Genomic DNA, 19,448 nt, shown 5'->3' on the forward strand with positions numbered 1-19,448 from the left:
TTGTCTAGATCCTGTCCCGGGCTGCTGCGCCAGGATAAAGTTGCTCATGCGAGTCAGCGATGAAGAGCGATCTTCCATTCCCGCTCGGAGCAGGCCCATAAAAATGGATCACTTTCGTGGACAGCGATCAGGAGGCGCTGGAGACAAGGACCTTGAGCGTCACCTCCATTAATGTGCTCTCGATCCGACGACGTAAACCGGTCAGGCACGCCACTCCACCGGTTCCGTCGCGGCGTGAAGGCATCAACAAGTTTACCGTCCGCGATGGGTGGCGCAATCGGCCCGGCGAAATCTTCGCGGTGGCGCACGCGATGTGAGAACGCCCGTCGGGTGCTCGAGTGCAGCCGACAAATGCGCCGGTTTAGCTAGCGACAAGCACGCTCGTCGGTGTAAGCATCGAATATGCTTGCGCGACCTGCGCGGCGGGGACGACCCTACCGCGCAGGCCGCGCAAGCTGGCCTTTCGTTAGCGCCGCTACGACTAGGCGTAGGCACCTGCAGCTTGCGTGCGCTCGGATTCAATCCGTGCCTTGAGGTTATTCAGATAGTCCTCCGCGTAGGACTGGGCCATCGACACCGGCAGATTGATGCCGGCCGTCGCCGCTTCTTGAATTGCCTGCTTCACCAAGCCTTCTCGAATCGCTATCTTGACCTCGGGGCCGGCGATGCAGCCCACGGCCTGCGCCGCAAGACTCAGCCCGGCTTCCTCCAGCGCCTTCTTCATGTTGCCGCCGCTGATCGCGGTGTGCAGAAGATTTGCAGCTTGCGCTTCGGCCTCGATCACCATTGAAGCAAGATCGGCCAGTTCGCCCAGCCCTGGAATGAAGCCGAGTACACCAACGGCCGTCGCTGTCCAGTCGAGTACCTTCGAGCCTACCTTGAGCACGTCATTAATTGCGTGCATGAGGGCGCCACCGTTCTTCTTGGGAGACTTGATGTCGGGCTGATCTGCCGCGCCAATCATCATGTCTGCGGTAGCCTCCTGTTCGGCCGGCGTTTGAGCGGCATGCGTTTTCAATTGCGGAGCGGCGCGGTTCGCACCAGACATGTTGTTGAAGAACTGGTTGAAATCGTTTCTGCTGATGTTTCCGGAATCGACCGTATGGCCGCCGCCGAAGTCGAAAAACTTGTGGTGGGTTTTGTAACCAGTAATCGCGTTGTTCATCAATCCGAACAGCACAGGATCCGAGAGCAGCTGGGAAGCCGCGCTTCGCACCTCAGGGGAAAGGCTCTTGTCGTCCACCATACTCACGAGCTTTTCCCGGGTCAGATCGCCATTTCCAAAGAAAGCGTCCTGGTTCTTGTTGATCGTGTTTAGTGTGCTCAGCTCGGGTCGAGTGAGACTCATCGATGACGAAGCGACCTGCAGGAAGTCCTCCTTGTGGACCTTATCTATCGAGCCGCCGTACAACTGCTTCCATTGATCCGGGTGGTCGAGAAAATATTGAGCCGCGGCGAGGACCTGTGGGGGGCATTTGCCAATGTCGGCGTTGCCGTCCACGATGCGCCTGAAATCCGCAAGGCTCAAGTTCTTGGGCAGGTTATCGGAATAGCGGTAGAGTTCGCGCAAGGCATCGGTCAGTGTCATGACCGATGGCTCACCGTTCCCGGTACCGTCGGATGGCATGTAGTTCTGCTCGTAGATCCGCGCCCGCTGCTCCTGGAACGCGGCAACTTGAGGGTGATGGTCGGAAAAGCCGCTGAGATCGCCCGCTTTGATCTTGCCGCCACAGCGGCCGTCGCCTTGCGAACCGATCGCATAGAAGAGCTCCGGGTCCTGTTGCAGTGCCTCGATCGCCGCCTTTAGATCCGGCGGTGTCGAGGGATCGTTGGCCAAATCTCCCAGAGACTTCCAATCAAGCGGGCATTTGTCCTTGTGGCGGTTCAGCACAGAGACAATCTGCAGTTCCGCATTAGTCAGCGTGCCACCGTTCCAGGTGATCCTTGAGCTTTGTACGGGCGCTTCCGCAATGATTGGGCTGCCGGCAGCACAGGACGGCTGTGGGTCATCCTGATATGCATCCAATGCTGCCCTTATCTCTGGTGGCAGGATACTCCGCGCCTCCTGCGTGAGTTCCTCAGTCAGTTGCTTGGTTGATTCTGTGGAGGCCGTCACTTGCGATGCTGAATGATCGTTGGTCGTGTCTTTCGAGGAGAGGCTGGCCAGCATCGCCTGAAAGCTGGAAAAGTCCTGCGCCGACGAGGGAGGGGCGGGCATTCCGGAGAAAGCCACAGTTGAGTTGGCGGTTGGCGATAGGTCGACTGACATTACACGTCCTCCGATGTAAGTGTGCACCACAAGACGGTCACCGGCGCGGCCCGAGATCGCGACGAACAGGGAGTGTTGATCGGCAGAGTTCAACAGGTCCTACCACTTGCATCCTGTTGCTCAGTGCGCCTTCAGCGCTCAGTTTCGCGACTATCCATGGGAACGCCGCCGTCTAAATATTCGCCCGTATGGTAAAACGGACAACCTTTCGAGAAGCTGACGGCGCTCAGACGATTTCAGGGTGATTGATGAAGTAGTCTTGCCCGCAAGGGACCTGGACGTATTTCAATGCCGGTGCCAGCTTCGCTTAGTTGCGTTCGCCTGGCCTGGTGCCATGTCAGCGAGTTAAAGCTTTACGTCTGCCTATCGGGAGCATTCGTTGATTTGGTCCAACAATCTCGCAAGAGCTCCGGAACACCTTAAGGTGGGCGCTGATTTCGCAGTAGCCACCCCCGCGCCTGCGCCAGAAAAAGTGCTCGCTCTTCTGAGCTGCTGGCTCTTCTGAGCTGCGCATCCAGCATGGTCGGCTCAGATACCGGTCGTCGACCAAGTCCTCGAAAAACTCCATCGTCAGACGCGTTGAGCGGACCCAACTTGCACTGACAAACATCAAAGCTCGGACGCCCGGCCTAAGTCCTTTTGTTCGTCCTTGGCCGCTGCGCTCTTCGACCCTGCATCGAATCCACGTCGCGGGCTCAATACGAGATAACAGTTGGGTCACGCGGTTACGAAGGGCGGACGCAAACTAGCCGCAAGAGCAGGTTTAACGACTTGGGAGACGAATAAGTTTTCTCCTCGCGGTTCGGCCATGTGCGGCACACCCGCGATGGCGAAAGTTGTTGTCCGCGGGTGCCTGCCTGACATCACATTGCAGTTTCTCAGCATGTCGATCTAAGGAATGTGGCGGCTTGGCGAGTGAAGACCAGTGGTGGCGGCACGTCCGCCGTCGAATGATGGCTCGGCGCGTGACGGCGCGGCTCCAAGCTTCGGCCAAATCCGATGCTAGTTAGTTAGATTCGTCCGCTTCATGCGGTCCCGTCAGTTTCTGCTCAAAGCTCCTTGGATTGACCGCGCATGTCTGCTTATTGCCGGTTGAGGCCCGTGTTACTCCTCACAGCGGGAACGTCTCTCATCCTTAAACGTCGAATTTCATCCGTATGACGAGTCTTTTAGAGCAGTTCAAAGGTTCGCATCAAAAAAAATCGCAAGCTGCGATGTAGGATGCCGCTACCTCCTAGCTCGGACAGCTGTTGCTCGAAGCCTGTGGCGTCGTTGCGATACGCGACGGCTTTGCCGTCTCTGAATGCATCAAAGCTGATCGGATTCAAGATCAGTAGTCGGCTTTGCGCCTTGTGCGCGTCGGATACGTAAAGCACCCGCCCATCGTAGTACCATTGAAAATTATAGAGCTTGATCAAGCGGTCGAGAAATTCTCGCGGTGGGAGTTCCGGTAGCCGCCCGCGAATCCGCCCCTTCACCCCAGTACTTACATTGACCCGGATATTCCGATTGTGACCGAATTCCTGTAGTGCGGTCGCGAGGTCCTGATCCAGAACATGTAACTGTAAGGCGTCGATGGCAGCGTCAGCGGCGCGCCGAGCGTCCTGGCGACGTCAGGCAGGTGAAAACAGGAACACATAGCACTTTCTTCAAGATGCAGCCTCCGAGATCGGATGAGTATACCTGCTATTTTCACGACAGGATCGACACCAAAATTCGTCCCAAGTTGGAGGCCGATGCTTCTTCCTAAATGGAAACCTGCCGCGGTCATCGGGTAACGAACGCTCGTCAGCTTTCGGTCAGCTCGCTTCTCTAAGGTGCTGGCCGATTCGCGCTCACGAATGCTGCCAATCTTATCACGCGACAGAAACGGTTCTTCTCATGTTGCCTGCCGTTGCCTCGACCCGCTCTCAACTCGGCCGAATGTATCTCCAGCGGCTGTTCATCGGTGCGGGACCAGTTTCATGAAAATCTTACGCAGGCGGATGCTCTTGTCCGCTTGCCGCTTCTGCTGTCGCATCGGCGGGTGTAAGACCGACCTGTATACCAAAGTGCGGGCGAGTACGAAGGCACTGTCGTCGACTCGCTTGCAAATGAGATGGGAGGAACTGTGTTGCGGATGGATTTTTCGCGTATTAATCGGTCTAAAGCTATATTCCATAATATTTATGCTTCTGATGATCCGAGGGCATATTTCTCGATCCTCGGAGACCTAGATTATATGATTCCGGACGTGGCTGAGCCGGTTGTGCGCCAAATCCTGGCAGCGAAAGCTTCGGCAACCGGCCTTAAGCCCGTCGTGCTCGACGTTGGATGTTCATACGGCATCAACGCAGCAGTGCATCGCTTTCCGCTGACCTTCGGGGGCTTGCGTCACCGCTACGCCCGGCGTGAGATGAGGGCGATCAGTTCTGAAACACTGGTGAGTCTCGATCGCAATTTTTATGCAGCCTGGCCTGATGTCGGGTTGGCGCGCTTTATCGGCCTCGACGTGTCGGTACAGGCGATCAGCTATGCAAAGAGTGTTGGCCTCTTGGAGCAGGGCATCGTCGCTGACCTTGAAAAGGAGGCGCTATCGACGGATAGCGCGCGCATTCTCCGCTCCGTGGATGTTATCATGTCAACCGGATGCATCGGCTACGTTACCGAGAAGACGTTCAGCGAGATTCTCGATGCGACAGAGAAGCAACCATGGATCATCTCCTTTGTGCTACGAATGTTCCCATTTGAATCGTTGGCCGAAGCGTTTGCAAAGCGTGGTCTTGTGACAGAACGTCTTACCGGCGCGACGTTTATCCAGCGTCGCTTTCGCGATGCTGAAGAGTTTGAAAGTTGTTTGGCCAGCTTGGCGGCCCTTGGCGTGGATGCGACCGGCCTCGAATCAGAAGGGCTGTTGCATGCGGATCTGATCTTGTCTCGCCCAGAGGCGGATGCGCGGGCCACGCCTCTGGAAGACGTTGTCACCGTCGCCAGCGGCAGGGGACGGCCGATTGGACCCCGTTACGTTCATGTTGAAAGCAACGAGGGCTTGCACGTTGCGCTGGAGCCCTGACAGTTAAGGACCACTGTGCAGCGCGCGAGTCTCTTCGGCGCTGGATCAAGACGTCGAAAAACAAGGCCATTCTGGTCGAAGGCGCGCCAGGGCCAATGTTGTTCGCCGACGATGGATAACGATTCGTCCAGATGCCATTTGTCGCGGCGAGCGCTGCGATTCAGATCGGAGAGCGCCTTGCCGAATTCCCTCTCAGCTGACGCGCGGTTTCATAGATCGCATCAATGCGACACGTGGGTCAGAATTTCCTCGACTATGCGCAAGCTTAACGGAAACTGGAAAGGCAGCCCAAGGCATCTCTGCAGCAAGAAGTGACAGCGGCGATAGAGTGGTCCGGGCGGTCGGTATGTTTTTGCCTTCTAAATCTTGATCTCTCCAATTGACGAATCCCGGCGCGTAGACCTATCTATAGTCAGTCACGGTCTTCCGTTCCCCACACCTTGTAGGGTGGAAGCTAAGAGGGAACCCGGTGCGCCAAAACGGCAACTCCGGGGCTGCCCCCGCAACTGTAAGCGGCGAGCGGTTGTCATCATGGTCACTGGCGCGACACAGCGCCGGGAAGGCCGATGGCCGCAGTGACCCGCGAGCCAGGAGACCTGCCGCGACCGAATGAAAGTCCTCGGGCGGGGTGCCCCGGTGGGTCGCTTGCAGCCGGGGACATTTGCCCGGATTCCTCGCAAGTCGTCCGCGCCGGCCCGCGCCCAACATCGCGGGGTTGCCGATGTCGCCGTCTTACAATTTCGATCAGCAGGGTCATCTCATTGAGCCGCCGCATGTGCAGCCGCGCCCAGCGCAGGCAAGGCCTACCCCGCCTGAGTCGGGTCTTGTCTTGCCATCGCCGGCTCCGCTGCCGCGCCCCCTTGCTCCATCGCCAAGGCGGGCCGATCTCAAGCTCGATCGGACGCGCGACGACCTGTTGACGCCGTTCGGCAAGCTGACGGTGACCGACCGTTACCTGCTCGCCGGCGAATTGCTCCAGGACATGTTCGCGCGGGTGTCTTGCGCCTTCGCGGATGATGTTGCGCATGCCCAACGTCTCTATGATGCGATGTCTCGGCTGTGGTTCATGCCGGCCACACCGGTGCTGTCCAACGGCGGCACCACGCGCGGTCTGCCGATCTCATGCTTCCTTAACTCGGTGTCGGACTCGCTCGAAGGCATCGTCGGCACCTGGAACGAGAATGTCTGGCTTGCCTCTAACGGCGGCGGCATCGGCACCTACTGGGGCAACGTTCGCTCGATCGGCGAGAAGGTGAAGGGCGGCGTTACCTCGGGTATCATCCCGTTCATCCACGTCATGGACGGCCTGACATTGGCGATCAGCCAGGGCTCGTTGCGGCGCGGCTCTGCGGCGGTCTATCTCGATATCCACCATCCCGAGATCGAGGAGTTCCTCGAGATTCGCAAGGCGTCCGGCGACTTCAACCGCAAGAGTCTCAACCTGCACCACGGGATCAACGTTACCGACGCGTTCATGCGTGCCGTGGGCGCCGGCACCGCGTTCGCTCTGCGCAGCCCGAGGACCAACGATGTCATCCGCGAGATCGACGCCCGCCAACTGTGGCAACGCATCCTGGAGAACCGGCTGCAGACCGGCGAGCCTTACTTGTTGTTTATTGACACCGTGAACCGGTCGCTCCCCAAGCACCAGCGCGAGCTCGGCCTCAAGGTCTCTACCTCCAACCTGTGCAGCGAAATTACCCTGCCGACCGGCATCGATCATCGCGGCGAGGAGCGCACCGCGGTGTGCTGCCTGTCGTCGCTCAACCTCGAGACCTGGGATCAGTGGAATGAGAAGCCAGGCTTCATCGAGGACGTCATGCGCTTCCTCGACAACGTGCTGACCCACTTCATCACGGTGGCGCCGGACGGCATGAAGCGTGCCCGCTACGCCGCCTTGCGTGAGCGCTCCGTCGGCCTCGGCGTCATGGGCTTCCATTCGTTCCTGCAGGCCAAGGGCATTCCGATGGAAAGTGTCGTGGCCAAGTCGTTCAATCTGAACATGTTCCGGAAAATCCGTCGCGATGCCGACGCGGCATCCGTGACGCTCGCGCGCGAGCGTGGGCCGTGCCCGGATGCACTGGAACGCGGTGTGATGGCGCGCTTCAGCCATAAGATCGCGATCGCGCCAACCGCCTCGATCAGCATCATCTGCGGCGGGACTAGCGCTTGCGTCGAGCCGATCCCGGCCAACATCTACACCCATAAGACCTTGTCCGGTGCCATCTCGGTGCGTAATCCGCATCTCGCCAAGCTGCTGGCCGCCAAGGGCGCAGATACTTCGGCGACCTGGCAGTCGATCATCGCGCACGAGGGTTCAGTCGCCCATCTCGACACCCTGTCGGAACACGAAAAAGCGGTCTTTCGCACCGCCTTCGAAATCGACCAGCGCTGGATCGTCGAGCTTGCCGCCGACCGCGCCGCGTTCATTTGCCAGAGCCAGTCGATTAACCTCTATCTGCCGGCCGACGTCGATAAGTGGGACCTTCACATGCTGCATTGGACGGCATGGAAGCGCGGGGTGAAGAGCCTCTACTACTGCCGTTCAAAATCGATCTCGCGCGCGGCGTTCGCCGGCAACATCGCTGACGGCGACAACGCGGCGCCGCCGCAGCCGCAGCGGCACACTGACTATGAGGAGTGCCTCGCATGTCAGTGATCGATCTCTCATCCGTCGATCCGCGCACACTGATCGGCAAACGGTGCGTCGGCCTCCTCGACTCGACCGGCAGCTATGACGTCGATCGCTACGCCTGGGCTTACGAGTTCTGGAAGCGCCAGCAGCAGACCCATTGGATGGGCGAGGAGGTGCCGCTTGGTGCCGACCTCAAGGATTGGGCATCGGACCGCGTTACCGACAGTGAGCGCGCGCTGCTCACTCAGATCTTCCGTTTCTTCACCCAATCGGACATCGAAGTCGGCGATAACTATCTTAAGCGCTACATCCCGATCTTCCAGCCGCTCACCGTCCAGATGATGATGGCGGCCTTCACTAATATGGAGACGGTCCACATCGACGCCTATGCGCTGCTGCTCAAAACGCTCGGCATGCCCAAGACCGAGTTCGAGGCATTTCGCGGCTATTCCGAGATGCGTGCCAAGGCGGACTACATGCACGAGTTCGGCGTCGACACAGTAGCCGATGTCGCCAGGACCTTGGCGATGTTCGGCGCCTTCACCGAAGGCATGGCGTTGTTCGCGAGCTTCGCGATGCTGCTCAATTTCCCCCGCCACAACAAGATGAACGGCATGGGACAGATCGTAAGCTGGTCGGTTCGCGACGAGAGCCTGCATTGTGAGGGCATTATCAAGCTGTTTCACGAATGGAACCGAGAAACCGGCGCGGTGACGCGCTCCGTCCGTGACGATATCGTCGACGTCGCCAAAACCATGGTGAAGCTGGAGGAGAATTTCGTCGACCTCGCCTTCGGCCTCGGCAAGATCGAGGGCATGAGGCCTGAGCAGATCCACACTTACGTCCGCTATGTCGCCGACTGGCGACTGACCCAGTTGCGGATTGCCCCGGTCTTCGGCTTCTTCGAAGCCAAGGAGGGCGGGTTCACCCAGCTCAAGGCGCATCCGCTGCCTTGGCTCGTCGAGATTCTCAATGGCGTCGAGCACGCTAATTTCTTCGAGCAGCGCGCCACCGAGTACTCCAAGGCGGCGAGCCGCGGCAGCTGGGACGGCGAAGACGGGGTGTGGGCAGCTTTCGGCCGGACGTAGCCAGACGGAACGGCGCTTTGGAGCGCCCCCGCATTTTCGGACGTTTGCGAAAGTCGGCTCTGCCGCTGCTTGCGGGGCCGCAGCGGACCTCAAGTGACATGATCTATGCCGCTCGAAATCATGGTCGCGGGCCTTTGGGATGGACGTGCCAAAGTGGAGGTGTTGAGCACACCTAAGGTGTCCGCCAGTATCGAAGTTCATCAAAAACGCTCCGGCTGGGATGAGCAGAGGCAGCGCGGTATCGGGCAACCGATCGAAGAAAACTGCGCCCGTTGATGTGCCGATGCGCAAATGAACTCAATCCCGGTTTCACGAGGCGCGCGACGTAACCGATGTCCACGCGGTTTGCGCTAAGGCCGCCTGCAATGCGGCTTAAGAAGAATTGGTTGCACGCTAGCCGTCCTTTTGGGAAGGGCGGACGGAAACTGTTTTACGCACCTTAGCCAAAGGGACGCGGAAAAACCTGACTTGAATGCTGCGGGCCGGCGGCTGTGTACGTGACAATCACGCGTGATGGTCAAGGTGGCCGACTCCGCGGCGTCGGTTCATGTAAAGTGCAGGGCGGAGAAGGCAAAAGTGAGAAGAGGGCGCACTGGTGATCGTTTGTCTCTCGCCGTGCATCTATCTTGACGTGACCAGGTCTCTGCACTGATCGATTGGGCCTTAAAGTGGGAGCTTGGCAATTTTTCGCCGGCCGGGGGCCGTCACCGACTGCCGTTGCCGTCCGCAATTTCAATCTGTCGGCGCCAGAGACATGGCCCTGCCGAGGCGCGAGCCATGGTTGCTAGTGGGGAGGCCGATCTTCCCCAGAGTCCGCAGGCCAATCTTCAGCCGGCTTCGGGCCAAGGGATCGAGTCCAGCGATGGCGTGAGACGAATGAAGCCCTCTGCTCTGCGTTCGGCTGTGTGGGCACCCCGAGAAGAGTGAAAACCTTTGTGGCGGTCCTTGCTCGGTCTCACTCCGCTGCACTCCAGCATATCGATCTGAGCGCCTGTGGCTGTTTGGCCAATGAAAACCCAGTAATCCTTGGCGAGACGTCCGTCCAACATATGGAACTCGGACAGTTCTGGTGGTGCGGCTTCGGAAGGACCTGGCTGAGACGGTCCGGCTGCAAGGGTCGAGCGTGGGGTCCGGCCTGCAATGGCCCTGCAAGCGATAGCCCGGCGTGCGACGGCTAGGCATGCCACGGTCCAGCGAAGGGCCGGCATCCTCATCCTGGCATATCAGATCCTGATCGACACCAGGATGAGCCTCGACCGCCTGCTGGAGAGATACTGCAGGGGACGCGCCGCGTCAGGACAGCATCGTGCGCAAGTCTGCGCCAAGCAGAGATGAATTGAAAATGCGAAGCAGCTTGTGGCGGAGGTCAATGCCTTCTCCATTGGCTCATTGCGAATCCTCTTGACGCTCGTCAGCTTCTCGAAAGCTAACTCTCTTAGCATGAGAGAGCGGATGTCTAGAGGGCGATGCCGCCTATCCATCTTAATGGAGATGCACATCGAACACCCGATGCTCTGCCGGCGGCTCGGAGGGTGCACTCCACACGAGCCTTCGAAACAGTTCTCTGGAGGTCGCAATGCAAATGGCCTTCGTCGAACTATGGCTCGAGCCAAACTTTCAAAGGAGGAGCAGGATGGATTTCAACTCAATCAGCCCAACGAACACAAGCCCGCAGCCCGATTCACCATCAGCGCCCGCGGGTCCAGCGGGCTTTGAGCACCAGCTGCGCGAGGTCGAAGATAGTGCTCTGCCACCTGCTGCGGGATCTCCCGTGCAGCAGGGCAAAGCCTACTCGCCATATCTGGACGCCCGGCATCCCTATTCGCAATATTTGGAGTCGGGGCATCCCTATTCATCACTGTTGGATCGGGAGGATGATCTATATGCGCCGGCTGCGCCCTCCCCCGGGCCATTGGTGGCCGCCAGAGAAAGCTCTCCACAGCCAGGCTCGCAGCAGCCGATTGCTCAAGCCATCGCGGAACTCCCAGAGTTTGATCCTGATCTAATTTGGCAGAATGTGGAAGCCGGGCCATCGCAGGCTGGACCGTCTCAGGCTGGACCGTCTCAGGCCGGACCTTCGCAAGCCGGGCCATCCTCGTCCGCCGGGGCTGCGCTGTCGGAGCTCACATATTTCATTCCCGAGAACGAGCGTTTCATAGCCGACCACTGGGTCTTCTGTCCCCATACGGCCTCGGATGCCCAGATCAACATACTAAGGAGGGCCGGCCTCTTGCCTAGCAATAACTCCCGGACCACAACTTTCACCATGCTGGGTATGCCCCACACAGCCGAATTTCGACAAGAGGGGTTCGTTCGTATCAAACCGTCGATGGACGCGGGCCTCTGATCTGGACAATTACACGGCGAGCGCCCACCGGGTAAGCATTCCATAGCAGCCCGCGGAGCGCGGACATACTCCGCCGCCAGCAGACCTTCGCGACGTCGCCAACGGCAGGAGCACCTGGCAACGTCCTTTCTGGCGGGCTGTCGACTATCTTGGCCATCTTGGCCTCCCGCCAAGATGAATATACTAATCATTAGTTACGCGTCCTTTCAGAAAATTGGTCAGGCATTGGCGGCTCAACGAAATACCAAGAGTCCACACGGCCTGGCATGCGCGCCACTGAGCCGCTGCTGAAAGCCGATCGCGTCCGTAGGCGGTTCTGGTGAGTCGGGCTCTCGGCTCGTATTCATGCCTGCGGCTCCGACGCAGTTGGTTCGGAAGCTCGTGTCGAACTTTAAGCCCTCGAGCCCCCGTCAAAACTGGCGCTTACCAACTTCCGCTCGCGCCTAGCGTGGCTGGTTGCCCACGTCCGTTGCGGTCGGGAGCAGGCGCCGCCGTCCAGACATCCGCACGCTCATGCTGGGCGCATTAGCGTTCGAAAAGCTGACGATCGGACGGATTTGAGCCAATACAGATCGGATCGACTTCGGCTGAAGGTGTCTCGCATCGGTTAGTCACTTCTGGCCCGTGCCGGCCTCCCGCACGGTGCCGTCCTGATGCGGCGCGGCGGGCGAATAATGCCTTTCCGGGCGTCCGTCCCGAATAACCACGCTCGAGGAGCCGCGAAACAACATCAAAACCGAATCCCGCGGCGGCCCTTCGGCGGCGGCAGGATTGCGCCGCGCCTGCGCCTCCGCCACAAGGCCCTTCAACGTCTGGTCCACCAGCGCGATGAAGCGTGGCGGGCCCGAAGCCAGGACGAGGCCATCGCCGGGGGCCGGTTTCACGATATAGCGTTCATCGGAGATGTTGAGCGCATCGAGCGCGGTCTTGAACGCATCGAAGCTGATCGGGCTCAACACCATCAGTCGGCTTTGCGCCTCGTGGGCCGCGGATATGTAAAGAACGAGGCCGTCGTAATACCATTGAAGATTGTAAAGGTTGGTCAAACGCTCGAGGAATTCGCGCGGTGGCAGGTCCGGCATTCGTCCGCGAATCCGGCCCTTCACTTCAGTGCTGACATTGACCCTGATATTGAGATTGTTGCCAAACTCCTGCAGCGCGGCAGAAAGGTCCTGGTCCAGAACCGTGTAGCTATAAGGGGCCGACGGCAGCGAGAGGGGGGCGCCAAGCGCGCTGACCATTCCAAGACAGATGAAACCTCCGGCGTAAAGAATTCTCTTCAATACCATCGTGGATCGGACAAACATTCCTGAAGGCCTTCTGAGAATTAAACTTGGAATTTCGGTCCAGCCTGGACGCCAAACGTGATCTTTAGATGACGCAAGGCGGCGCATCCTCGTCAGGTTTTCGTCAGCTCACCGTACTACGATCTTGATCCGTTCAGTGTCAGACAACGCCTGGTTTCATCAACGAGCGCAATGACTCCTTATATGATGTTAGGCGCAACGCCGATCTCACCCAATTCAGCCGACTGTCTTGCCAATGCCTGCTCGCCGGCAGCCGCCGGCGAGCAGGCGCACTTTGAGCAGTCTCTTGCGCAAGCGGCCTCCGACCAGAGTGCCACCTCATCGGTCGCAGATAGAGCCGCAGTCGTTCCGCCGGTATCGGAAGTGCAGCGCACGAACACGCTAGCGAATCCGCCGGGCGATCGCATCCTTCAAGCGCTTTCTACCATGTACCACAGTCATGTCGGTGCTCCGGCGGTCGGTAGTGTGTCGTCTGCGCCGAGCGTCATCCAGCCCGGACCTGCCGCGCAGCCGCTATTGCAGCCGCTCGACATCGGCGCGCATGCGACAGTTAAACCGGTAGCGGCAGATTTCGATTCGATGGTGGCGAATCTGCGGGATGTCTACCGGGACGTCGTTCAGGTGTCCCTTGTCTCTAAGAGCACCAGCGCCGTGAGTTCGTCGCTGAACAAGCTGCTTTCGGCGGGCTGAATGAAGCTGATGCCTGGTGTGATGTGCAGTGCGGGTAGCGGCAGCCGTCAATCGTGGCGACGGCTTCGCGTTTGCCTTGCTCTGCCCCTTCTTGTTCCGTTGCTCGGCTGCAAAGCTGATCTCTACAGTAAGATTCAGGAGCGTGAAGCCAATGAGATGCTAGCGCTTCTTCTTGGCAAGGGTGTCGATGCAGCTCGTGTTGTCGCCAAGGATGGGACCAGCACGATCCAGGTCGAGGAAAGGCAGCTCGCCTATTCGATTGACTTGCTGAATGTTGAGGGGCTGCCGCGCCAATCTTTCAAGAATCTTGGCGAGGTGTTCAAGGGATCGGGCCTCGTTGCTTCCCCGATCGAGGAGCGGGCCCGTTACGTTTATGCCCTCAGCGAAGAATTGTCGCGCACCATTAGCGATATCGATGGCGTCCTTTCCGCCCGGGTCCACGTGGTCCTTCCTAAAAACGATCTGTTGCGGCAAGATGCGACCCCCTCCTCAGCGTCGGTTTTCATCCGGCATGGCTCCAACGCAAAGCTCTCGGCGCTGTTGCCTCAGATCAAGATGCTCGTAGCCAACAGCATCGAAGGGCTGTCCTACGACAAGGTGGCTGTGGTCTTCGTGCCGGTTGAGCGAACTCCGCTTGAGCAGCCAGCGTCGCCGGCAGCCGCTTCAGCTCAACCCGCAAAATCTGCTTCAACGCCGTGGCTTGCGCTTGGAGTTGGAGGCGCAGGCGCCGTATTCGTCATTGCATTTTATGTGTTGCTCGGTGCGCGTCTTCGTCAGTTCGGGCAATCATCGCGCAAACTGACCATGTTCAGCAGGCGTTCGAATGTGCCCGCCGTTCAGGCTGCTGGTAAAAAGATCATGTCTGATGCGACATAGCCAGGATGCTCATGTCGGTATCAATGTCTCCCATCGAACCCAATCGTTCGTTCACGCTGGCTTCCGATCGATTGCGTGAGCTTGTTGCCTCGATCCATCCGAGCCGTTCTGCTGCCTGTCTTGATCCGCTACTGTCGCCGGCCACGTTGCTCCGACTACAGCAGAGTTTTAGGCTGCAGCCAAGACTGGCCGCACTGCTGGTCGGCCACGAAGTCGATGTGGGCGGAGCTGGCTGGAGCGAGGATCCTTTGCTCGGGCATGATCCGCGGCGGGCGGCCATGTTCGCCGGCAGTATCTGGCATGCACGCTCCGTCCTGAAGCTGGTTTCAAAGCACGATCTGTCAATTTTGGTCGAAATGATCGGTGCTGAAGCGCATGCTTTCGCCATCCGGCATTTATCCAGTGCGGTCGCAACAACGCCTATTGCCGATCCGGAACGCCTGTCGCGACAGATCGAACACGATGGGCATGCCTGTCTTGGCGCCTGGCTCGACAAGGCTCCAGCGATCGACCGTATCCGCGTGCTTCTACGCCTGCCCGTTGGGACCGCCGCGGACAATCCGGCGGCTGAGCACCGTTGTGCCGCAGGCCCGCTGCTCTCCTTGGTTATGACCCATTTGCGGGCGGAGGCTACCACGATATGACAGTCGACGTCCCAGCATTGCCTGTGACCCCGCAGTTCCGCCCGCTTGAACCCCTGATCCCGGCAGCCGAGCTCAAGATCTGGCATGACGCCGTAGACGCTCGGGCTGCTGCCGAACGGCACCTGCAGCGTGTTCGCAGCTGGGGACGCAAAGCTTATGAGCGGGAACGGGGGCGCGGCCATGCCGAGGGCGTCAAGGCGGGCGCAGAGGAAATGACGCAACTGATTGCGCAGGCTGCGTGTGAATTCGCGCAGCGAAAAGCCGTTCTGGAGCAGCAGTTGCCCGAACTGGTCATTGAGATCGTGCGCGATTTGCTTGGCTCCTTTGATCCGGGAGAGATGCTGGTACGCAGTATTCGTCACGCGATCGAGCAAAAGTACAAGAACACGGAAGTTTGCCTTCACGTATCGCCCTTAAAGGCCGATCTGCTTGCCAGCGAATTCGCAGCCTACAACGGACAGGATGGCCGGCCCAAGGTCAGGATCGAGCTGGATCCGGCGCTCGCGGCGGACCAATGCGTTTTGTGGAGCGAGTTTGGCAATGTCGACCTCGGACTTGCCGCGCAGCTCCGCGCGCTTCGTTTGGGGTTTGGCTTGCCTTCGCACGAAGGTGAGCCATGACCACGCAACGACCGACGCATAATGCTGCGGCTGAAGAAGGGGCAGTCCACGCCGCACTGTCATCCTTGAGATCTTCCGCTAAGCATATCGACACGCGTGCCGTCCGCGGTCGGGTCACGCGGGCGATCGGTACACTGCTCCATGCCGTCCTGCCGGAGGCCAGGGTTGGGGAACTATGCCTCTTGCAGGATCCCCGCAGCGGATGGTCGCTCGAGGCCGAGGTGATCGGTTTGTTGCCGGACGGGGTGTTACTTACGCCGATCGGTGACATGGTCGGCTTGTCCAACCGTGCGGAAGTCGTCACGACCGGGCGAATGCAGGAAGTGCCGGTCGGCCCCGATTTGCTCGGCCGCGTGATCGACAGTTTCGGTCGTCCGCTCGATGGTAAGGGCCCCATAAAGGCTGGCGAAGCGCGTCCGCTGCGTGGTAAGGCGCCTAACCCGATGAAACGGCGCGGTATCGAACAGTCTTTTCCGCTCGGCGTTCGTGTCCTGGATGGGCTCCTGACATGTGGAGAAGGCCAGCGGATCGGAATCTATGGAGACGCCGGTTGCGGCAAGTCGACACTGATGTCGCAGATCGTCAAGGGTGCAGCCGCCGACGTCACGATTGTCTCGTTGATCGGTGAACGCGGCCGAGAGGTGCGTGAATTCATCGAGCGCCATCTTGGCGAAGCGCTCCGCCGCTCGGTTGTCGTTGTGGAGACCTCCGACCGTTCGGCCATGGAGCGGGCGCAGTGCGCCCATATGGCGACGGCGCTGGCCGAATATTTTCGTGATCAGGGGCTGCGCGTCGTTCTGATGATGGATTCCTTGACACGCTTTAGCCGCGCGATGCGCGAAATCGGCCTTGCCGCAGGAGAGCCTCCGACCCGGCGCGGATTTCCGCCCTCCGTCTTTGCGCTGCTGCCGGGCTTGTTGGAGCGGGCCGGCATGGGCGAGCATGGCTCCATCACGGCCTTCTATACCGTGCTTGTCGAAGGTGACGGCATGGGCGACCCAATCGCCGAAGAATCACGCGGCATTCTTGACGGGCACATCATTCTCTCGCGCGCGTTAGCCTCGCGAGAGCATTTTCCGGCAATCGATGTGCTGTCGAGCCGAAGCCGCGTCATGGATGCCATCGTGTCTGTTCAGCATCGCAAGGCCGCTTCCTTGTTCCGTGATCTGCTCTCGCGCTACGCTGAGGCCGAGTTCTTGATCAAGGTCGGCGAATACAAGCAAGGCTCCGATCCGCTGACCGACCGGGCGATCGCCTCGATCGAGGAGTTGCGCACGTTCCTGCGTCAGGGCCAGGACGAAGCATGCAATTTTGAGGAGACGGTGGCATGGATGTCGCGTCTGACCGCATGAACTGTGTTCATGCCTCGAAATTGCGGCTGGTGAAGGACATGCGGGAGCGGAGTGCCCTTCGTGAGCTGTCTAACATGGAAGCCAAGCGCCGCATCGCAGATGAAGCTGTCGCACAGGCTTGCGAGCAGCTTGCAAATGCCGAAAGACACCGCGCAAGTATTGAAGCCGAGCTCTATCGGCAGATGTTATCGGACGATGCGATATCCGTCAGCGAACTCGAGCGCCGCCATCATCTTATCATCGGCCGACTCACAGAGGACATCGCGGCAGCCCAGCAGGTTCTTGACGAGGCGCGCTCCGCTCAAGATCAGGCCGAGACTGCAGTCCTTGAGGCGCGGACGCTTTGGGCCAAACGTTCGGCGGCGTGCCACAAATGGCAAGAGATCGAGCGTGACGTTGAGCGAAGCACCAATGCTCGTGTTGAAGCCGCGACGGAAATCGAAGCCGATGATGAGGTGTTGCTTCGCTACCGCAGAGGCGCGTCCGTCCAAAGGGGAGACGAGCCGAGCTGATGGCCGATACTTCTACATTAGCGCCAGCATGCCGTGAGGGACAGGCGTCGCCTGCGACCCAGAGGTCGGACAGATCGGTGCCATTCAGAGCGCAGCTGACCCTCTCGCATGCTGTAGTCTCGTGGCTCAATGACATCGCGGTTTTCCGCGGACCTCTGCAAAGCCGTCTCGGCGACAAGTCGCTATCGCTGCGTATAAATCGGCTTGTCTGGCAGGTCGCGCCGGCTGAGACATCGATGCTTGATTGCGTCTTTGACGCGGGCGGCGAAATGCTCGTCCTGTCCTTGCCCGTCCCGCTTGCTGAAGCGCTGGTTGCGACCGTACAGAACGGCCTGAGCTTACCTTCCGAGCCGACGCGTTCGCTAGTCCTTGAACTGGCGCTAGAGCCGTTGCTCGCTCCACTGGAGCGACTGATGCAGCGGCATTTGCAGCTTCTCCGCACCGATGAAGCGGCGAAATCAGGCCCATACCTGGAATTCGACGTCGCCTATGGTCAGCTCGCGAGCAAGGCTCGCCTGCTTTTATTCTCGCCTCTTGACGCTCTGGTTCCACCAGCGTTCAGCGTCCTGGGCGAACTGCTTGGCCGATTGCCGCGACAGACGCCCAAGGTTCGTTCTGAACTGCCTGTCATTGTCGCAGGCCAGGTTGGCTCGCTCCGCATCACGATCGGCCTTGTTCGTCAGGCACAGCAGGGCGATGCGCTGCTGCCGGACGCTATTCCGCTTGCTCGAGGCCAGGTCATCCTCACTGCGAGCGCATTGTGGGCTCCTGCCGAGATCGCCGGCGAAAGGCTGGTCCTGCGGGGGCCATTCCGCTCGCAATCCCACCCCCTGAAAAGTGGACACATGACGACACAACCCCAACCGCAACAGCTCCCCTCCGAGGCCGATATCGACAGTCTCGAGATCACGCTCGTATTCGAATGTGGCCGCTGGCCGATGTCGATTGGAACCTTGCGGAGCATCAACGAAGGCCATGTGTTCGAACTCGGCCGGTCGCTTGACGGCCCCGTTGATATTCTTGCCAACGGGCAGCGCATCGGCCGCGGCGATATCGTGCGGATCGGCGAGGAACTTGCCGTCAGGTTACGCGGCAGGTTGGCGGTCAATGACTGAGATTCAACCCAGCATCCTGGCGCTTCTTGCGATCACGGTCGGCCTCGGCCTGCTCGCCTTCGCAGTCGTTACCACGACCGCTTTCATAAAGGTCTCCGTTGTGCTTTTCCTGGTGCGCAACGCGCTCGGAACCCAATCGATACCGCCCAACATTGTCCTGTATGGGGCGGCACTGATCCTGACGGTCTTCATCAGCGCGCCGGTGTTTGAGCAGACCTACAACCGCCTGACGGATCCGCAACTCCGTTACCAAACGTTCGATGACTGGGTGACGGCCGCCAAGGAGGGGCAGGAGCCGCTGCGCGCCCATCTGAAGAAGTTCACCACTGAAGAGCAGCGCCGGTTCTTCCTATCGTCGACCGAACATGTCTGGTCGGAGGAGATGCGCGGCAGTGCCACGGCTGATGATTTTGTGATTCTTGTGCCGTCGTTCCTGATCTCGGAGCTCAAGCGCGGCTTCGAAATCGGCTTTCTTCTCTATCTTCCCTTTATCACCATCGATCTGATTGTCACGACGATTTTGATGGCCATGGGGATGTCGATGGTATCGCCGACAGTAATATCTGTTCCCTTCAAGCTCTTTCTGTTCGTCACCATCGACGGCTGGTCACGTCTCATGCACGGGCTGGTACTAAGCTACACGACGCCCGGAGGTTGACAATGAACGAAGCCAGCATCCTCATGCACCTGAGCCAATCGCTCGTGCTTTTCATGATCTGGGTTCTGCCGCCGCTCCTCGCAGCTCTGATTTCGGGATTGATCATTGGCCTCATCCAGGCGGCAACCCAGCTCCAGGATCAAACCTTGCCCCTAACGGTGAAGCTTCTGGTCGTCGTCGCCGTACTCGCCGGCTTCTCTCCTGTGCTCAGTGCACCGCTCATTGAGCAGGCCGAGCGCATTTTCAGCGAGTTTCCTGCACTCACCGCAAGATACTAGCGGGA

General features: G+C 59.4%; 17 protein-coding genes and 1 riboswitch. Of the genes, 14 read left to right on the top strand and 3 right to left on the bottom strand.

Annotated features, from left to right (window positions below; genetic code table 11):
• Positions 1 to 116 precede the first annotated feature (116 nt).
• Positions 117 to 317, top strand: coding sequence for a hypothetical protein (locus tag I6F38_RS17975; protein ID WP_155258683.1), 201 nt, complete (start codon positions 117 to 119; stop codon positions 315 to 317).
• Positions 318 to 481: 164 nt separating this feature from the next.
• Here the strand turns inward: I6F38_RS17975 and I6F38_RS17980 are convergent, their stop codons facing one another.
• Both I6F38_RS17980 and I6F38_RS43995 read right to left on the bottom strand, forming a co-directional pair.
• Positions 482 to 2,269, bottom strand: a complete 1,788-nt coding sequence (locus I6F38_RS17980; RefSeq protein ID WP_225161266.1) for an HrpF/NolX family T3SS translocon protein — start codon at positions 2,267 to 2,269, stop codon at positions 482 to 484.
• Between the two features lie 1,169 nt (positions 2,270 to 3,438).
• A complete protein-coding gene (locus I6F38_RS43995) occupies positions 3,439 to 3,687 on the bottom strand; it encodes a hypothetical protein (protein WP_016847924.1) in 249 nt (82 codons plus the stop codon).
• A gap of 701 nt (positions 3,688 to 4,388) precedes the next feature.
• Between I6F38_RS43995 and I6F38_RS17990 the strand changes: the two genes are divergently transcribed.
• From I6F38_RS17990 to I6F38_RS18005, 4 genes are all read left to right on the top strand, one after another.
• Positions 4,389 to 5,321 carry a hypothetical protein gene (locus tag I6F38_RS17990; protein ID WP_026192318.1) on the top strand — a complete coding sequence of 311 codons (933 nt, stop codon included), beginning with the start codon at positions 4,389 to 4,391 and terminating at the stop codon, positions 5,319 to 5,321.
• 402 nt (positions 5,322 to 5,723) lie between these two features.
• Positions 5,724 to 5,940, top strand: a riboswitch (cobalamin riboswitch).
• Positions 5,941 to 6,150: 210 nt separating this feature from the next.
• Positions 6,151 to 7,980 (top strand): ribonucleoside-diphosphate reductase subunit alpha, encoded by a 1,830-nt coding sequence (locus tag I6F38_RS17995; RefSeq protein ID WP_225161267.1) that lies wholly within the window; start codon positions 6,151 to 6,153, stop codon positions 7,978 to 7,980.
• Entirely contained in the window at positions 7,971 to 9,044 is a 1,074-nt protein-coding gene (locus tag I6F38_RS18000) for a ribonucleotide-diphosphate reductase subunit beta (protein WP_162136766.1), read from the top strand. The genes I6F38_RS17995 and I6F38_RS18000 overlap by 10 nt, the downstream gene beginning before the upstream one ends.
• Before the next feature lie 105 nt (positions 9,045 to 9,149).
• The gene (locus I6F38_RS18005; protein ID WP_225161268.1) at positions 9,150 to 9,320 is read left to right on the top strand and encodes a hypothetical protein; all 171 of its coding nucleotides are present in this window, start codon (positions 9,150 to 9,152) and stop codon (positions 9,318 to 9,320) included.
• Between the two features lie 2,682 nt (positions 9,321 to 12,002).
• Here the strand turns inward: I6F38_RS18005 and I6F38_RS18010 are convergent.
• Positions 12,003 to 12,698 carry a nodulation protein NolW gene (locus tag I6F38_RS18010; protein WP_225161269.1) on the bottom strand — a complete coding sequence of 232 codons (696 nt, stop codon included), beginning with the start codon at positions 12,696 to 12,698 and terminating at the stop codon, positions 12,003 to 12,005.
• A gap of 171 nt (positions 12,699 to 12,869) precedes the next feature.
• Between I6F38_RS18010 and I6F38_RS18015 the strand changes: the two genes are divergently transcribed.
• The 9 genes from I6F38_RS18015 (at position 12,870) to I6F38_RS18055 (ending at position 19,443) form a co-directional block, all read left to right on the top strand.
• A complete protein-coding gene (locus I6F38_RS18015) occupies positions 12,870 to 13,388 on the top strand; it encodes a nodulation protein NolB (protein WP_225161270.1) in 519 nt (172 codons plus the stop codon).
• A complete protein-coding gene (sctJ, locus tag I6F38_RS18020) occupies positions 13,389 to 14,264 on the top strand; it encodes a type III secretion inner membrane ring lipoprotein SctJ (protein WP_276573495.1) in 876 nt (291 codons plus the stop codon).
• Positions 14,265 to 14,275: 11 nt separating this feature from the next.
• Positions 14,276 to 14,908 (top strand): nodulation protein NolU, encoded by a 633-nt coding sequence (locus tag I6F38_RS18025; RefSeq protein WP_346657118.1) that lies wholly within the window; start codon positions 14,276 to 14,278, stop codon positions 14,906 to 14,908.
• Positions 14,905 to 15,528, top strand: a complete 624-nt coding sequence (sctL, locus tag I6F38_RS18030) for a type III secretion system stator protein SctL (RefSeq protein WP_225161271.1) — start codon at positions 14,905 to 14,907, stop codon at positions 15,526 to 15,528. The genes I6F38_RS18025 and sctL overlap by 4 nt, the downstream gene beginning before the upstream one ends.
• The gene (gene sctN, locus I6F38_RS18035; protein WP_225161272.1) at positions 15,525 to 16,880 is read left to right on the top strand and encodes a type III secretion system ATPase SctN; all 1,356 of its coding nucleotides are present in this window, start codon (positions 15,525 to 15,527) and stop codon (positions 16,878 to 16,880) included. Before sctL ends, sctN begins: the two co-directional genes overlap by 4 nt.
• Positions 16,856 to 17,392, top strand: coding sequence for a hypothetical protein (locus I6F38_RS18040; RefSeq protein WP_028343884.1), 537 nt, complete (start codon positions 16,856 to 16,858; stop codon positions 17,390 to 17,392). Before sctN ends, I6F38_RS18040 begins: the two co-directional genes overlap by 25 nt.
• 236 nt (positions 17,393 to 17,628) lie before the next feature.
• Entirely contained in the window at positions 17,629 to 18,507 is an 879-nt protein-coding gene (gene sctQ / locus I6F38_RS18045; RefSeq protein WP_225161273.1) for a type III secretion system cytoplasmic ring protein SctQ, read from the top strand.
• A complete protein-coding gene (sctR, locus tag I6F38_RS18050) occupies positions 18,500 to 19,165 on the top strand; it encodes a type III secretion system export apparatus subunit SctR (protein ID WP_225161274.1) in 666 nt (221 codons plus the stop codon). Before sctQ ends, sctR begins: the two co-directional genes overlap by 8 nt.
• Positions 19,166 to 19,167: 2 nt before the next feature.
• Positions 19,168 to 19,443 (top strand): flagellar biosynthetic protein FliQ, encoded by a 276-nt coding sequence (locus I6F38_RS18055; protein WP_016844749.1) that lies wholly within the window; start codon positions 19,168 to 19,170, stop codon positions 19,441 to 19,443.
• Positions 19,444 to 19,448 lie beyond the last annotated feature (5 nt).

It is taken from the genome of Bradyrhizobium sp. BRP56, from assembly GCF_020194035.1.
Lineage (GTDB): Bacteria > Pseudomonadota > Alphaproteobacteria > Rhizobiales > Xanthobacteraceae > Bradyrhizobium > Bradyrhizobium australafricanum.

Bases quoted from the DNA above. Each gene is read 5' to 3' on its own strand.
- I6F38_RS17980 (WP_225161266.1), bottom strand. From the start codon at position 2,269: ATGTCAGTCGACCTATCGCCAACCGCCAACTCAACTGTGGCTTTCTCC.
- I6F38_RS17990 (WP_026192318.1), top strand. From the start codon at position 4,389: ATGGATTTTTCGCGTATTAATCGGTCTAAAGCTATATTCCATAATATT.
- I6F38_RS18000 (WP_162136766.1), top strand. From the start codon at position 7,971: ATGTCAGTGATCGATCTCTCATCCGTCGATCCGCGCACACTGATCGGC.
- I6F38_RS18005 (WP_225161268.1), top strand. From the start codon at position 9,150: ATGCCGCTCGAAATCATGGTCGCGGGCCTTTGGGATGGACGTGCCAAA.
- I6F38_RS18010 (WP_225161269.1), bottom strand. From the start codon at position 12,698: ATGTTTGTCCGATCCACGATGGTATTGAAGAGAATTCTTTACGCCGGA.
- I6F38_RS18015 (WP_225161270.1), top strand. From the start codon at position 12,870: ATGACTCCTTATATGATGTTAGGCGCAACGCCGATCTCACCCAATTCA.
- sctJ (WP_276573495.1), top strand. From the start codon at position 13,389: ATGAAGCTGATGCCTGGTGTGATGTGCAGTGCGGGTAGCGGCAGCCGT.
- I6F38_RS18025 (WP_346657118.1), top strand. From the start codon at position 14,276: ATGTCGGTATCAATGTCTCCCATCGAACCCAATCGTTCGTTCACGCTG.
- sctL (WP_225161271.1), top strand. From the start codon at position 14,905: ATGACAGTCGACGTCCCAGCATTGCCTGTGACCCCGCAGTTCCGCCCG.
- sctN (WP_225161272.1), top strand. From the start codon at position 15,525: ATGACCACGCAACGACCGACGCATAATGCTGCGGCTGAAGAAGGGGCA.
- I6F38_RS18040 (WP_028343884.1), top strand. From the start codon at position 16,856: ATGGATGTCGCGTCTGACCGCATGAACTGTGTTCATGCCTCGAAATTG.
- sctQ (WP_225161273.1), top strand. From the start codon at position 17,629: ATGCTTGATTGCGTCTTTGACGCGGGCGGCGAAATGCTCGTCCTGTCC.
- sctR (WP_225161274.1), top strand. From the start codon at position 18,500: ATGACTGAGATTCAACCCAGCATCCTGGCGCTTCTTGCGATCACGGTC.
- I6F38_RS18055 (WP_016844749.1), top strand. From the start codon at position 19,168: ATGAACGAAGCCAGCATCCTCATGCACCTGAGCCAATCGCTCGTGCTT.